Source organism: Pseudoalteromonas sp. OANN1 (genome assembly GCF_024124685.1).
Taxonomy (GTDB): Bacteria; Pseudomonadota; Gammaproteobacteria; order Enterobacterales; family Alteromonadaceae; genus Pseudoalteromonas; species Pseudoalteromonas piscicida.
This window is the reverse complement of the sequence record NZ_JAMXSE010000016.1, coordinates 21,073-35,692: the sequence shown is the minus strand read 5'-3', so window position 1 is coordinate 35,692 and position 14,620 is coordinate 21,073. Positions and strand designations below refer to the sequence as shown.

The window sequence follows — 14,620 nt, the reverse complement described above, 5'->3', positions numbered from 1 at the left end:
ACAGACGGGCGGGTAGCAGACACCCATCATAATATAGATGCGAATTGTGGTGGGTGTCTTAGCCTCATCTTACATTCCCAAACATTTTTAGAGTTTATGCCTTCACTTTTGTTTAAGGAGTAAGGACGCATAAGGACGGGTGTCACGGTTAAACATGACGTTGTTATACAGCTTTTAACTCATGAGTCCAATCTTTCCATGAAATCGACTTGCCCGGTAATGCTATTTTTGAGAAAGGCCACGCTGATTGAAGCCAATTTAAGACAGTCTGATAAAGTATTTTTTCTAACGCAATACTATCATCTCGAATCCACAAGTAGACTTCGCAGTCATAATTTAGTGATCGGCTTGGATCTATATAAACAGAGCCTAGGCATTTTTCCATTGAATTGTTAAATATGGAATATGCAAAAGCATCCCTTGATTCAAATTCTTGTTTATGAATTTTTAAGCTTTCTATATTTTCCTCTAGGGTCATATTAACTTTAGGCCACTCAGTTTCAGGGCCAAATATTCCTTGTAGCCTTTTTTGACTGGACATTACTGCTTCAAAGTCTAACTCAGCAACTTCTTCTTCAAGCACTCTGAAGTGAAAATTTTCACTATCAAAAAACGTCGGAGGCTTGAACGATTCAGGAATAAATGGATTGGGCATACTCTGAGCTATCCGTAGTTGTATAACAGTTTAGTACTTATGCGACATGCAGTTTGTGTTGCATAATCGCTTGTTGGACTGAGCCATCACCTGCTTGGTGTGTCAGAGCTGGTGTCGTTTATGCTATGGCTTACTTAGAAAAATAGGCTTTTTGGAGGCTCTCACTTTCCTAGCTAGTGTTATGTAAGCTTTCCCTGCATTGCTCAGCGCTTATTATTTATTCATTACACCTAAATTTGCCTTAATAAGCAATTACATTTTTTAGACGTACAGAGGCCGCTAGACTGAGCAATTAGGCAGGTTAAATAATATGATTAACACTCAGGACTGTGATTTATAAAAGCTTTCTAACTTATCTAAAAAGTCGTACAGTTTTTGGTTCATTTCGTCATAGTTATGATTCAGTAAAACCTCTGGCTCATTAACAAATCGATACTGTAAAGCGTCACTGAGGTCGTCATTTTCAATCAGTGATGCGACAATATCTTTGGTAAATTCCATATGGCACTGAAAACCATAGACCAAGTCTTGATAGGCGACAATTTGCCTTGGGCACCCCGCACTATATGCAATCACTTGTGATCCACTGGTGAGCCCTGGCATATCATTATGCCAATGACCGACATCCAACACTTTTCCAAAATGACTAAATAGTGGATGTGTCATCCCAGCTTCCGTCAAGGTTATCGGGTATTTTCCTATTTCACGTTCAGGGCTAGGTTGAAATGCTGCACCTAACGCTTCACCGATTAGTTGCGACCCAAGGCATATACCAAGCACAACTTTTCCGGCGGTAATCGAGTTCAAGATGACTTCTTGCTCACCTGTTGCATCGAAGTGCGGGCATTGCTCAATAGTTGTTGACGGATCTTGAGGTCCTCCCATTACAATCAAAAAATCTAAGCCTTCGATATTTTTTGGGAGCGGTTCGCCTTGATAAACTCGCGAATAGGTAACGGTATGACCGCGTTTATTTGCCCACGATTCATAGGCACCGGGCGCTTCAAAATGTTCATGAACGATAAAGTGAATATGCATCTTTGTGCCTTTTAATTAACGATAGGCTGTAGATGGTATATTAAATTTGGATGGCGTAATTTATACTAACAGACGTTTAATGTTGATAAGTCGCCAAGATGCAAGCTAATGACCTCATCAAAGGTTCTCCTAATAAACAAATCATAACTAAAACGACGAATATGGCTTCTGGCTATGTTGATGACTTTCACTCACATTTGTGGCATCAAATTGTGTTTCCTTTGCAGGGGCTGCTGCAATCGAGTATCGGCGATAAAAGCGGGATCGTACCTCACAATGGCATGCTCTTCATACCCGCAAATACAGTGCATAAATCCATAGCGATTACAGACACACAGTTTTTGGCGATTTACCTTAATCCCGACAAATATGTTCAGTATGGAGACCAACCAAAATCCTGTCTGGTAACGCCATTTATTAAAGCGTTAATACTGCTTCTATTTGAAAACGAGACGCTCACTCAAGCAGAGTCCAATATCACACATTTGCTAACTGTATTGCGAGATCAAATTGAGATCGCAAACCGTTATGAAATACCCTTGCTCATACCTACCGATAAACGCCTTTTATCCATTTTCTTACAGCTTAAAGAGCAACCGGATTTACCATTTACGTTAAAGGAATGGGCAACAAAAGTGGGCGCTTCTGAGCGTACTTTGTCGCGATTGTGCTCGAGGGAGTTTTCTCAATCATTTTCACGGTGGAGACAAAATGTGAGGTTAGTTTTATCTTTGCAATTGTTAGAGTCGCAAAAGAGCATACAGGAAATTGCTATCGAGTTGGGGTACGCTTCTGACTCTGCGTTTGTTCAAGCGTTTAAGAAATTGTTCAATCAAACACCGAGAAAATACCGAATTGCCAACTTACAGCACAACGTAAATTTATTTTGAGCAACTTCTGCTTGCTCGTGACTTGCACTAGAGACGAAAGTATCTTATCGCGAATGCTTTTAAGTTCTTCTCGCTTTATGTAGTCTATTCTAGTTTTGATTATTGGAGGCATTTCGCGATGTTGCGAATTCTTTTATGTGCTAGCTTAGGATTAGCACCAAGTTTTGGGTTAGTTGCCAAAGAGGTAATGACCCCAGACAAGCTTTGGCAAGTAAAGCGCGTGAGTGCGCTTGGGTTATCTAAAGACAAAACCCATGTAATTTATCGAGTTACAACGCCTAGTGTTGAGAACAATGACTTTGATAGCAAAGTTTATCAAGTGCCGTTAAAGGGGGGGGCATCTCAGCTTTTAAGCGCGTATCAAGGGATATTGTCAGACGACAATATTTCGCCAGATGGTAGCAAAAAACTATTTCATGACACCGTCAATGTTGAAGCTGTGCTGGCCACGGATAGGCATAAAGCGCTTACGCAAGCAGATGCCTACGTGTTTGACGACTTAAACTACCGCCATTGGGATACCTGGAAAGACGGCAGTGTTAAACATGTGTTCTATCAGGACCTAATCACAGAAGAAAAAGTCGACATCATGAAAGGCATGCCTTTTGATAGCCCGACGTCACCATTTGGTGGTTCAAGCGACTATGTTTGGGGTCCAAAAGGTGAAAATATCTACTATGTCAGTAAAAAGCTGACTGGCGCAGAATATGCGAGCAGTACCAACACAGATATTTATCGTTATAACTTAGCGAGCAAGAAAACCACCAATCTAACTGAACAAAACTTGGGGTATGATAAAAGCCCTGAGTTCTCGTCGACAGGGCAACTGGCTTTCTTACGTATGGATGAGCCCGGTAACGAGGCGGATAAAAATGACATCATCGTTAAGTTGGGTGACAGAGAAATCAATCTAACTGCGCATTGGGACGGCACGGTAAGCAGTTTTGAGTGGAGTTATGATGGTAAGCATATTTATTTTATTGCACCAGTTGACGGAACAATCCAGCTATTTCAAGTAGCGGTGAACACCAAAACCAAAGCTAATCCAAAAATTCAGCAGCTAACTAAGGGCATGTTTGATGTTAATAGCATTGTCGCTGCCTTAGATGATCAGTTAGTTGTTACTCGTAATAGCATGAATCAAGCAAAAGAGATTTTCCGCTTTGATCTGAATAGTAAAAAGCTTGTTGCGCTGACAAATGTGAACGAGGCGTTTTATGCTGGTTTGGATTTACCGAACGTTGAAAAACGAATGGTGAAGACAAAAGACGGCGAAGACATGCTAACTTGGGTTATCTATCCACCTAATTTTGATAAGCGTAAGCAATACCCCACGCTGCTATACCTTCAAGGAGGCCCACAGTCGCCATTATCACAGTTCTATTCCTTCCGCTGGAACTTCCAAGTGATGGCATCACAAGGCTACATTGTGGTTGCGCCAAACCGTCGCGGTATGCCAGGGCACGGTGTGAAATGGAACAAAGATATCAGCCAAGATTGGGGTGGTAAGGTAATGCAAGATTACCTAGACGCAATCGACGATGTTGCGAAAGAGTCATACGTTGACAACAAACGTATCGCGGCAGTTGGGGCGAGCTTTGGTGGTTACTCTGCGTTCTACTTAGCTGGCAATCACGATGGCCGCTTCAAAACCTTTATCGCGCACTGTGGCATTTTTGATTTGCGCAGTATGTACGGCACAACCGAAGAAATGTTCTTTGTGAACAACGAATTGGGTGGCGCGTACTGGGAGCAAAACAATGCGGCCATCAGCAAGGCATACAATCAGTTCAACCCAATCAGCTATGTGGATAAGTGGGATGCCCCGATGTTCGTGATCCATGGTGGTAAAGACTACCGTGTACCACTGAGCCAAGGGATGCAAGCTTTTCAAGCCGCTAAATTACGTGGCTTAAAGAGCCGTTTCCTTTATTTCCCTGAAGAAAACCACTGGGTACTGACACCGCAAAACGGGATAGTATGGCAGCGTGAATTCTTCAAGTGGTTAGAAGAAACTCTATAATTGATGTCACTACTATCAGCAATGAGTAGTTGACTAGTTGAGTAGTTAAGAAAATGCCAGATCACACAGTGTGTTGTCTGGCATTTTTGTTTTGTAGTTTACGCTGGTGCTTCGCAAGTATTGTTGTACCCGAAAATTGGCGCCATACTGAATTAGTCAAAGGAAAATAGAAGGAAAATTAAATGATTAAAAGGATAATAAGCGGTTTTTGGTTACTTATGTTGGCTGTGAATGCACAGGCCGCTGAAGAAGCATTAACGATTGATAGCGTAGTGTCTAACAATATGGAACTGGCTTTTCCGAATGATGCCAATATTTACCCAGATATCAGTGACTTCAAGGTACTTAACGCGGTACTGATGAGTAACGAAAACGGTGAGCGTTGGGCAATGATCACGATTAAAAACGAATCGAGTGGCCGCCGCACATTAACACAAAAACATCTGCTAGCACTAACAGCGAACGGTCAAAGGATCGCGCCGATGAAGCTTTCTGAAAGTTTTGACGGCGGTGAAACGCTTTCACTCACATTGGCTTTCGGTGAGAATAAGTTTCCGTTGCTTAACGTGTATACGCGAAATTAATAAGCCTTAGTAGCATCACTTTTTACAACCATAGTCACTGTGCTAAACGTTGCGACTTAGGTAACCATGTTTGTTAGGCACCTGATATTTAGCCTCTGACAAACTCCGATAGATCCACATCAGCAATTCATCAATTAAAAATAAGCAATGCATCAAGTTTTAAAAGTTTTTATTTCATAAGCTTACCCAAAAATGGAGAAAAGCATGAAAATACTTTTAAAAAGTTTGATGTGGCTAAATTGCGCGTTGTTTGCGTTAGTTGGTCACGCTCAGATAGCCTCAAAGTTACAGCATATCACTGTGAGTTCAAAGTTAGTGGGAGGGCCTGTTGATGTACAAATATATCTGCCTTTTGATTTTGATGTTAACCGAAAGGAGCCATACTCAACGCTTTATACAACTGCGGGAGAGAGCCGTTTTGATGTACTGAAAGCTGAAGTGGACTGGTTGAGTCACACTAGTTTTTCACCTATCCCGCAACTTGTGATTGTGCGAGTGCCCAAATTGAATTTTGCTGGGGCTGACAAGTTATCTGACCAAGCGTATTTTGCCTTGCTAGCTCGCGTGTTAGCAAGTGAAGTTGAACCAACATTGATACGGCAATTTAATCTTTCGCCGTTTAAAGTCATTGAAGGGTACTCAAGCAGGGCGGAGATTGCTTTGAATTTATTAGGAAAGATGCCCGGTTATTTCCAAGGCGCGATATTGTCTGCGCCAGTTTGGAGTCAACTTCCCAAGCAACTAATAGAAGATATTAGTGACAACATCGCCAAGGGCAAACTCACCAATAACCTATATATCAGTCTTGGCAGCTTTGACGAAAATAGGCCGTTTTTTGCTGCACTCGCCGTTTTAAAACGACACCAACACTTGATGTTGGAGGACTTAAGTCAACATCATTATCATGTAGGCGCACAGCTAGCGCTAAGACATGGATTACAACATATTCTTGGCGCAATAAAGCTTCAAGATTATGCTCAATTTGACAAGTCAGGCCTAAATGGGTTGCGAGAATATCACCAAAAACTAGAACAGCGCTATGGGTACTCGATTGATATTAAGGCCAATCAGCTTGCTCTAGGGCAATATTTATTCGCGCAAGGCAATATTACACTTGGAAAAAACGTGTTTGATGAACTACTTGCGATTATGCCTAACTCTGTAATTTACACTTTACGTTATGGGCAGACTCTTTTGAATGCGGGCGATACAACACAAGCTACACTTCAGCTAAAGCGTGCCTTGTTGCTAGCAACAGAGCAAAAAAATGAAGAAGCCAAGCAGTATATTGAACAAGTATTGTCTCGGCTTTAGCGTTATTAAGAGTAATATAAAGGTGGCGCACATGTGTGAGCCACCTTTATATTAGTGGTTTTCTGGCTCTGCTATTTTTACTTTAACTTGGTTTGCGCTAAGTGTTTTTGGTGAGTCAGCTAAAACCTTAAAAGGATGTAGTTGAACATCTGTGATCAAGCGAGTCTGCTCGTCGGATTTGCCCAATATGTCCAAAACTTGCGTGTTGATGTTATAGCGCCAGATAGTCGCCTGTTTGTCGGGAATAATCAGCTCATTCCCACGTAGGTAAAAACGCCAATGCAATGTGATTTTGTTTGTTATTGGCTGTGGTTTGAGCGAATTGTTGATGAGTACTTTTAAGTTTGGCTCATCTGGTGTGGCTATATAGACAGTACCGTTTTGCTGTATTTGTGCCCAGTGAACCTGCCCCTGATAAAGTGGCTGTTTATGGTTGGTTACAGGGTCGAAAAGTACTAGCTGTTTATTGCCAAGATCATTGATGAGAAGGTAGTTACTTCCTTTTATTTCAATTGATTGCATTATAATTTGCTTTTCAAATAAAGCAGGAAAAGCTTCAACGCCAGTGACTAAATTAATTTTCAATAAGCTTTGTTTTGATGCTGCCCACAATTGTTTACCATCGGCTGTCCAAACAAAAGACGAAATATGTTTGTTATGGGTGAGCGGGATCTCTTGCTGTTCTTGCTTTAACCAAACTTCACTGGTACCTGTACGATTAGAGAGAAATGCAATGGCATTTCCACTTGGTTGAAATTGCCCTGAAAGCTCGTCGTAGTGGCTGATTGTAAGTCGGCTTGTAGAGTGGTTGTCTTGAATATTAATCTGCTTTTGTTCTCGGATTTGTGTCGCTAAATAGTTGTTATCTTTAAGATATTCAGTAATGTAGAACGATTCTGAGCCGATTGCAGGAATGGTTTGTACAAGCTGGAGGTTTTGGAAAATGTAGAGCGCAGATGCGGTTGAAAGTATATGTGTTGTATCTGGCCCATCTACTAGCACTAGCGAACGATCCAATTCTACACCAGACAATTTTTCTTGTTGAAGAAGAGAAAGCTCGTTTTCTCTGCTAATCATATAACTAGAGAGATAAGCCTCTTTATCTGGATCTTGGGTGAGTAAAGTAAGTTGACCCTCATTAAATGAGGACGCTAAAATTGTTGCAGTTATAGGTAAAGAAGTAAATGTGACTGAATCTGAGTGCGGAGTAAAAAGGGCATACTCGTTATTGGCGATAAGTAACACTTGATGACCAACCCAGTAGGCTTGCTGTACTTCGCTATTCAAGCAAGGAGAGATCACTTTTCTAGCAGCAAACCTTGGTAACACGACGATAGCTTGATGACACTTAGCTTGTGATTTTGTTTTGCGTGTTTCAATGAGTACTGCTTTTTTACCATCTTTGTTTAGCTGAGGTTTGCCAACAAAATCCAATGCACGGGTAACTAACTTAGTTGTTTGGAAATCCAAATCCTTTACTTTTAGTTCCGCTGCTTGCGGCGTTCTGGCCACATATAACAACCTTCTACCTGAGGTGAGTGTCGCAGTGCTTTCCAACTCCAATCCGTAACTTACGGGTGTAACCTCTGAAAGTTGGAAATTAGCTTTTGGCATCGTTGAATAGATAAACAACATACCGAAGAGGGTGATGAAAGCTGCGAAATAGAGAATATAGGCTCTCAGCTTTTGGCTTAAATCAGTATGCTGATCCCCAACTTGTAAACGATAGCCCTTTTTATGAAAAGTCTGGATAATACGTTTATCACTATCCCCAAGTAGTTTTCTAAGCTGAGCAATACATCGTTGAAGGGCATTTGGGGCGACGACGGTATTTTGCCATACAGAATTAAGTAAATGCTCTTGCGTAACAAGCGTTCCGCGATGCTGATACAGTATTTCAAATACTGCCAGCACCTTTGCCTCTAATTTGATTGTCTCATCAAGGTAGATAAGTTCACCCGTGGCTAAGTCTAGCTTACGGTTATTGATTGTTATCATTATTATTTGGGAACAGCAGTCGATACAGCTAGTCTATCTTGTATTGCCTATAAAAATAACCCATCAAGAGTTATTTAACTTTAGCAACCGAACCTTTATTAGAAAATTGGATCAGCAGGGTGCTGGTTCATTTTGAATTATAAACAGCCCCCTATTAATCGCGCTTGGCAGCCAAACTGCTAACTGCGCTCTCAATACTTGAGTCTCCATATTCATGCACTTAGCACAGTAGGTTATTGCTTCTTGATAGCGCAGCGGTTTTTCTCTCAAGTGCAGTAATAAATTCGCTTGCCAGTCATTTAATACATTCATTTTGATGCGATATTGTTGGCGCGATATTGCAATATGCGTTTGCTCAGGCGTTGGCAAGGTGCACGGTTTTGCTTGCTCAAGCTGGGTTATAAGAGAAAGCAAAGGGTAATCGGTTTGAATAAGTTGTACGGATTCTGGCACCGATATGACAAAGTCTTCGGCAATGCCGCAAAGGAGTTCAATCTCGTTTATTAGCGCTGTTGATTGCTCGGTTTCCGGTCCTGGTTTTAACAGTGCAAGGGCTTTGGCTCTTTCAAACTTAGCCAGCTCTGAAGGCAAGCTAAACATAGCTTGCTGGTGGGCATTAAAATCACCGGTAGGTTTAGTATGTGCTAAAAAATCAGCGAAGCGTGAGCCTAGTTGATGTAGTGTCCAAGACTCTGAGGGTAAGGTGACAATAAAGGCTTTGGCGAAGGTGTCGAATACTTCGTCGCCCATAAGCTGGCAAAGTAGAGCAAACTCCCCCCGAAGACATTCTACTAAACGCATCACATAGCCCGCAGCATAGATGTCTACTCTTCTCATGGCTCCCAGTGTTTTGTTACTTTTTACACAGTCATGCAGCGTTAAACCATGCGGATTTGCAGCGGTATTGAGCTTTTGTGGTAGGTCGCCTCGCACCATTAAAACGGTGCTAAACCACTGCTGAGTTTGCGTTAAGTCTGGCGTTTTCATTATGTTAATTCTGCTCGCTCTTTGACGATTGGAGTTGACAGTGCGTTGGTGTTAGTAACTGTATCTTGCTTTGGAATATGCCCTGTCAGGACCAGTTTTGCTTTGCTTAACTCATCAACGAGCTCTGGAAAGTTGGGGATATTGGCATCCCATTCTAGTAGGGTAGACACGCCACCCGTTAAGTGCTGCGCCAGTTGGTAAAGCTGCCAAACCTTGGCGGGCACCGGCTGGTCATGAGTGTCTATCAAACAATCACCGCAGTCACTAGGACCGGCAAGATGGATTTGAACGATGTGCTCATGGGGGAGTTGACGAATAAACGCTTCTGCGTCAAAACCATGATTAAAGCTACTAACAAAAACATTGTTTACATCCAACAGCATACCGCAGCCTGTTGCGGTGACTAACTCACTGAAAAACTCGCTTTCAGTGAGGGTTGAATGTTGAAATTCAAGATATGTTGATGGGTTCTCAAGCACTAAAGGCCGTTCTAAAAAATCCTGAACTTGGTCAACACGGTTGATAACGTGTTGTAGGCTTTCGTCAGTCAATGGCATAGGTAGGAGATCGTGACTATTCAAACCAGCAATGCCTGTCCAACACAAATGATCGGAAATAAGCTGTGGCTTAACGAATTCACTTAACTCCTTAAGCTTGCTTAAGTATTCAAAGTTAAGCGGGTCGCTGCTACCAATATTCATTGACACACCATGCATCACTAGCGGGTATTGTTCCTTTAACTGAGCGAGGACATGCCGGCCATAGCCGTGATTATCTATATAGTTTTCACTGATGATTTCAAACCAGTCGACGCTAAGAGATGTACCGCGCTCTAAATGGGACATAATAAAGGGATAGTGCTGGCTTCTCAGGCCAACACCAAACCCCAAGTCGGTTAGTTTTTCGATAGCGGACGCAGCAAGCTGCTGCGTCCGAATTGGATTTGTCATGCTATCTTTCCTATCAAGTTGATGGAGGAAGAGCTAGACGAATATCTGAAGGTTTTGGCTTCTCTTTAGGTTTGCCTTCTTCGTTCAATAAACCATTGGCATTGCAGTATGCTTGCCAAGCAATATCGTATACGGCATCCCCTTGTTTATATGGCATTAGCACATGATCTGTAGATTGATCGGTTGGAGCTTGTTGGCCTTTCGGATAAGTGTAATCAATAGCAGAGAAGCTGTTATCTTTTAGGTTAAACTTAAATAGCTGCATATCGTATTCTTGGTCTTCACCGGAAAGTTTTGGGAAGAGTTGAGAGGCTGAGATAGGCACAGCACACCCACCCAAGTTATTACACTTATTATCAGCAGGGGCACTTTTTGGCCCTGTTGATACGCTACCACCACAGCTACCGCCGGGCGTTGTACTATGAACAAAACCACAGCCGCCCTGTGCTTTACAGTCGTTACTACCCTTACAACTGTGATAGACCTCAGGAGGTGGTAAGTCATCCGCCCCAATGTTGGTGTAACTCATCCCTTGGCAGGCGTGGTAAAGGGTGTTCGGATTTTGTGGGGCGATACCCGTTACTAAATCTGGCGCAATTCCCGTGGTTGCCCAGCAAATCGAGATCCTATCGCCAGAGCCACCCATTGCGGGGCCCGGAAATTCACTGGTTTTACCCGACCAATAACGATCAAGTGCTGAAGTTAGACCTTTAATTGTGCCTACCGCAGATTGACTAAATAGCTTGTTTGTTTCCTGCGTTTTTTTATCTGTTTCCCTAAGATTATTGAGTGCGCGCACTACGCTATCCACTGGTGGAAGTTGTGGGTGACGTCCGTGTGCTTCATCACCGCCGTTGGGATCCAATAATGCCTCAGTCCAACTATTACCCTCAGCAAACCAAGTTGGCCAAGTCAGGTAGCGTTCTTTATGAGCCATTGTTGGTTTTTCATAACTAACAATGAGCTTCATCGTATCGGTGAAAATTTGAAAGTGGTCTTTATATTTGTTGGCTATTCGGGCACAGGCGGAACCGGATAACGGTTTGCCATCTGTGCTTGGATAGTCATGCTCTAAGGCAGGTTCATCTGGTTGAAAACGTGCATCTACAGTGCTCGGGTGAGCAGGCTTAGCCGTACTTTGTAATTTACCCAAGACACTTTGGGCCCAAGGCTCTTCTGCCCAGCGTAAACATATCATCTTTGCAACGCCGTCGCCTTCACCTTGATCTGTGATTGCATTGACATTATTCATGAGTGCTTCTTTTAACAAATTATGTTCATTATTTGTATCAAGAGAGCCCTTTATTTCAGGGAATTGGGCTTGATATGAAGCATCACCAGGACGTTCATTAAAGTAGTTTCTCTGTGCTCTAGCGTCGTTTGCTTCAGCCTTTGAGAGCGCATAGTCTAGTAGACTCGTGTTATCATCGTATTCAATTTGAATATAGTCCCAATAACTCAAGTACATATGCCCAATTGAGCCGAATAGTGGCAAATCACTTTCTGTGTAATCCGGTTTCCACCAGTCGTATGGGGCTTGTTCAAAATATTTTGGCTGTTTTGTTTTTGCGTCTGGCTCTAAAAACTGCGGCTGAATAATTTTTTTGGCGTTTTCTTCAGTCTCTTCTATTAGCATAAAGAGTAAAGTCTGTTCTTTATTTAGCTCTGTCGCATTAACGCGCAGGTCTTGTAATGTTTTACCAGGAAAAATTTGTTCGAAATAAGCCTGAACTTCTGGGCTTAGCTTAGATAAGTCTGTAGTACAGTCTGCAAAGTCCAAAATATGTGGAATACCGCTTTGGTTGTTGTAGCACTTCCAACCAAATTTATCGTCAATTAACGCCTGACTGGTAAAGCTCGGTGTGAGCCCTATTTTACTCGCCATGTTAGAAGCGAGTTGTAGATGCAGCATCTCTTCAATAAATACACTATAAACGCCGTTAAAAACCTGTTCATTGACATTAAGTTCAGAGTCACTAAAACCAATAAACCTGTCTTTTAAGTCGTAGTCGTAAGGAGACAATCGTTCTGAAGGAATGTATCCTGCAGTCGGACCAAGCCCTGGCCAGTAACGGCCGGGATAGAGGTTTGATGAGTCTGCAATCTGGTGTGTGCCCTGAATCGAGTAGAGGCCGGTCATATAAAGTGGGATTGTGAATAACTCCACGTTAATTGCAGCTTGTGCAATTGCTTTCAGGCAAGATAAATCAGCAGCCTTATACTCGCTACTGCGTGCTTTAATTTGTTGTTTTTGTGTACTGCTTAAGAGGATGTTGGCATCAATTTCTTTATCTACTTCTACCGATGGGCCTGTCTTGTTCTGTACATTCATGGTTTGCTCCTTTGTGACGGTATATGGTGTAAGATGTAAGATATAGTTTGCTGACGACAAAAGGTACATAGACCCAAGGCCGTAAAATAAAAAGTAGCTGTAAATTGTTGATAAGGCGATTACATCAAATTACAGAGAAGGGGAAGCCAAATATGAGCGACAAATGAAGAGTTTGCCGCTCAACTTGCACTTATCTTTCGCAATAGTCACCTGGGTTGGGTACAGGAAACTCTGGTGATCCTTCACATCCTTCAAAAGCGATATGAGCAGATTCAAACAAAGAGATGCTCTGATACTTACCAGATACTGAAAAACGGCTTGGTGACGTAATTGTTCTTGGTGAGGGATTAAAGTTTATGTTAAAGCCATCTGCTTGGGATTCATATGGCTTAGCCCAATTTGAAAATGCTGATGGTGATCGCAGCTTGTAACTGCCACCTAATTTATACACATCGAACCACCTATGAGCTAATGCATAATCACCTGACTTTAAAGTGATTTTTATGCGATTATCTTCTACTTCATTATAATTGTAAGCATTATTTATCTCGAGCTCTAATTTCGCAGGATCCATATTAGTTATCGTGAAATTACCTCGTGAGTCGAAAAGTTCAGGTGCGAATGACCGCAATAGAGAATATCGATGAGAGTCCATATTTGTTTGGACTTTACAAACTAATTCAACGTTTTCCGATCTGTGCTCGATAGTTGTTTCACAACCTGATAATGAAATAATTAAAGCCGTAGCAATTAATGAACATCTAATTTTACAATTCATAAAATATCCTTTTTAATATGAAAGTTAGTACTTCAAGGAGGATGTTAGTTTATGGATTTTATTAGATCAATTTTTATCTGTATTTTTCTTGTTTCAATGGTTTCTAGTTGCACTTCAATAGGTAGAAGTATAATGCACAGCTCTTTGAATAATAGAGCTAAGTTTGTAATTAACTATGATTTTGATTATTTGGAGGTAGTACGGTTAGAGAAGATAATTAAGAGCGAGTCAAGCTCTTTGATATATGATTTTTATCCAGCTGATCGTTCTGTGAAAGGAGATTTTAGCCTATCTTTTAAGGCTGGAGATTTAGATCATGAGTTCAGTGTTATCCGAAATAGTGAGGATCGTCCATTGGATTTGAGTCAACAACTCACAATATTGATCCCAGGCTTTGCTATAGATAAATCTTTTTTAATATCTTATGCAGTTTGGTTCTCGTCAATGGGTTCTGATGTTGTTGTGATGGATCTTGATGGGGTAAAGGAAGATAGTTTTACGTTTGGAAGTAAACTGACTGACTATTACTCAGAAATAGCGAATGGTTATGATAAAGTCAATATTGTTGGATTTTCAATGGGTTTTTTACCTGTTTTAGATATTGCTAATAAGTATAGAGTAAATTCATTAATTGGTGTGGTTCCATTACTGAGTCGAGAAGATTTGAATCTTGCTGCAAGTGAAGCCTCCTCTTATGTTGAGCTTCTCCCAAATAGCATCATTGAAAATGTTATTGATGAGTATATGAGTGAAAATAAAATTAATGATTACTTTTATGGTGCACTAAATGGTATAGATTCGCACAATAAAATGCTAATTATTCAAGCTGAAAACGACAAAGTTTTACCCGCGTCAAGCCTTGTATTTTTTGAAGGTGATAAAGTGAATAACTTAGTTTTATCAGGTTATAATCATTACATTCTTGCATCAATGCCAACTCCAGAAACTACAGGTGCTGTTATTGAATTTTTCAATAACTCTATAGGTACAGATTCAGTCTCTAATTCAGATAAAAAGTACACCACTCATCGTGAAGCTGAGGTGAAAAAAGAGCTTAACTGATGGGATCTG

12 protein-coding genes are annotated in these 14,620 nt (G+C 41.4%); 5 read left to right on the top strand and 7 right to left on the bottom strand.

Annotated elements, in window-relative coordinates; genetic code table 11:
• Window positions 1–163: 163 nt before the first annotated feature.
• Both NH462_RS13925 and NH462_RS13920 read right to left on the bottom strand, forming a co-directional pair.
• On the bottom strand, window positions 164–655 hold the full coding sequence (locus NH462_RS13925) for a hypothetical protein (protein WP_253106117.1): 492 nt from the start codon (window positions 653–655) through the stop codon (window positions 164–166).
• A gap of 321 nt (window positions 656–976) precedes the next feature.
• On the bottom strand, window positions 977–1,693 hold the full coding sequence (locus NH462_RS13920; RefSeq protein ID WP_253106114.1) for a type 1 glutamine amidotransferase: 717 nt from the start codon (window positions 1,691–1,693) through the stop codon (window positions 977–979).
• Between the two features lie 98 nt (window positions 1,694–1,791).
• Between NH462_RS13920 and NH462_RS13915 the strand changes: the two genes are divergently transcribed.
• The 4 genes from NH462_RS13915 to NH462_RS13900 all read left to right on the top strand — a co-directional run bounded on the left by NH462_RS13915 (window position 1,792) and on the right by NH462_RS13900 (window position 6,504).
• Window positions 1,792–2,583 carry an AraC family transcriptional regulator gene (locus tag NH462_RS13915; protein ID WP_253106112.1) on the top strand — a complete coding sequence of 264 codons (792 nt, stop codon included), beginning with the start codon at window positions 1,792–1,794 and terminating at the stop codon, window positions 2,581–2,583.
• A 118-nt stretch (window positions 2,584–2,701) separates the two neighbouring features.
• Window positions 2,702–4,606, top strand: coding sequence for a S9 family peptidase (locus NH462_RS13910; RefSeq protein WP_253106110.1), 1,905 nt, complete (start codon window positions 2,702–2,704; stop codon window positions 4,604–4,606).
• Between the two features lie 182 nt (window positions 4,607–4,788).
• Window positions 4,789–5,190 (top strand): hypothetical protein, encoded by a 402-nt coding sequence (locus tag NH462_RS13905; protein ID WP_010370025.1) that lies wholly within the window; start codon window positions 4,789–4,791, stop codon window positions 5,188–5,190.
• Window positions 5,191–5,394: 204 nt separating this feature from the next.
• Entirely contained in the window at window positions 5,395–6,504 is a 1,110-nt protein-coding gene (locus NH462_RS13900) for an alpha/beta hydrolase-fold protein (protein ID WP_253106108.1), read from the top strand.
• Between the two features lie 51 nt (window positions 6,505–6,555).
• Here NH462_RS13900 and NH462_RS13895 read toward each other — a convergent pair whose 3' ends face one another.
• From NH462_RS13895 to NH462_RS13875, 5 genes are all read right to left on the bottom strand, one after another.
• Window positions 6,556–8,502: a winged helix-turn-helix domain-containing protein gene (locus NH462_RS13895; protein WP_253106105.1), complete on the bottom strand. Its 1,947-nt coding sequence runs from the start codon at window positions 8,500–8,502 to the stop codon at window positions 6,556–6,558.
• Between the two features lie 111 nt (window positions 8,503–8,613).
• The gene (locus NH462_RS13890; RefSeq protein WP_253106103.1) at window positions 8,614–9,489 is read right to left on the bottom strand and encodes a DNA-binding domain-containing protein; all 876 of its coding nucleotides are present in this window, start codon (window positions 9,487–9,489) and stop codon (window positions 8,614–8,616) included.
• The gene (locus tag NH462_RS13885) at window positions 9,489–10,439 is read right to left on the bottom strand and encodes a DUF692 domain-containing protein (RefSeq protein ID WP_010370012.1); all 951 of its coding nucleotides are present in this window, start codon (window positions 10,437–10,439) and stop codon (window positions 9,489–9,491) included. Before NH462_RS13885 ends, NH462_RS13890 begins: the two co-directional genes overlap by 1 nt.
• 13 nt (window positions 10,440–10,452) lie before the next feature.
• Window positions 10,453–12,771, bottom strand: coding sequence for a ferritin-like domain-containing protein (locus NH462_RS13880; RefSeq protein ID WP_010370011.1), 2,319 nt, complete (start codon window positions 12,769–12,771; stop codon window positions 10,453–10,455).
• A 190-nt stretch (window positions 12,772–12,961) separates the two neighbouring features.
• The gene (locus NH462_RS13875; RefSeq protein WP_010370008.1) at window positions 12,962–13,549 is read right to left on the bottom strand and encodes a hypothetical protein; all 588 of its coding nucleotides are present in this window, start codon (window positions 13,547–13,549) and stop codon (window positions 12,962–12,964) included.
• Between the two features lie 51 nt (window positions 13,550–13,600).
• Between NH462_RS13875 and NH462_RS13870 the strand changes: the two genes are divergently transcribed.
• Entirely contained in the window at window positions 13,601–14,611 is a 1,011-nt protein-coding gene (locus tag NH462_RS13870) for an alpha/beta hydrolase (RefSeq protein WP_248694127.1), read from the top strand.
• Window positions 14,612–14,620 lie beyond the last annotated feature (9 nt).

What these genes read in the sequence shown, in the direction of transcription:
- NH462_RS13905 (WP_010370025.1), top strand. Translation starts at nt 4,789, where the DNA reads ATGATTAAAAGGATAATAAGCGGTTTTTGGTTACTTATGTTGGCTGTG.
- NH462_RS13875 (WP_010370008.1), bottom strand. Translation starts at nt 13,549, where the DNA reads ATGAATTGTAAAATTAGATGTTCATTAATTGCTACGGCTTTAATTATT.
- NH462_RS13920 (WP_253106114.1), bottom strand. Translation starts at nt 1,693, where the DNA reads ATGCATATTCACTTTATCGTTCATGAACATTTTGAAGCGCCCGGTGCC.
- NH462_RS13925 (WP_253106117.1), bottom strand. Translation starts at nt 655, where the DNA reads ATGCCCAATCCATTTATTCCTGAATCGTTCAAGCCTCCGACGTTTTTT.
- NH462_RS13915 (WP_253106112.1), top strand. Translation starts at nt 1,792, where the DNA reads ATGCAAGCTAATGACCTCATCAAAGGTTCTCCTAATAAACAAATCATA.
- NH462_RS13895 (WP_253106105.1), bottom strand. Translation starts at nt 8,502, where the DNA reads ATGATAACAATCAATAACCGTAAGCTAGACTTAGCCACGGGTGAACTT.
- NH462_RS13890 (WP_253106103.1), bottom strand. Translation starts at nt 9,489, where the DNA reads ATGAAAACGCCAGACTTAACGCAAACTCAGCAGTGGTTTAGCACCGTT.
- NH462_RS13910 (WP_253106110.1), top strand. Translation starts at nt 2,702, where the DNA reads ATGTTGCGAATTCTTTTATGTGCTAGCTTAGGATTAGCACCAAGTTTT.
- NH462_RS13900 (WP_253106108.1), top strand. Translation starts at nt 5,395, where the DNA reads ATGAAAATACTTTTAAAAAGTTTGATGTGGCTAAATTGCGCGTTGTTT.
- NH462_RS13870 (WP_248694127.1), top strand. Translation starts at nt 13,601, where the DNA reads ATGGATTTTATTAGATCAATTTTTATCTGTATTTTTCTTGTTTCAATG.
- NH462_RS13880 (WP_010370011.1), bottom strand. Translation starts at nt 12,771, where the DNA reads ATGAATGTACAGAACAAGACAGGCCCATCGGTAGAAGTAGATAAAGAA.
- NH462_RS13885 (WP_010370012.1), bottom strand. Translation starts at nt 10,439, where the DNA reads ATGACAAATCCAATTCGGACGCAGCAGCTTGCTGCGTCCGCTATCGAA.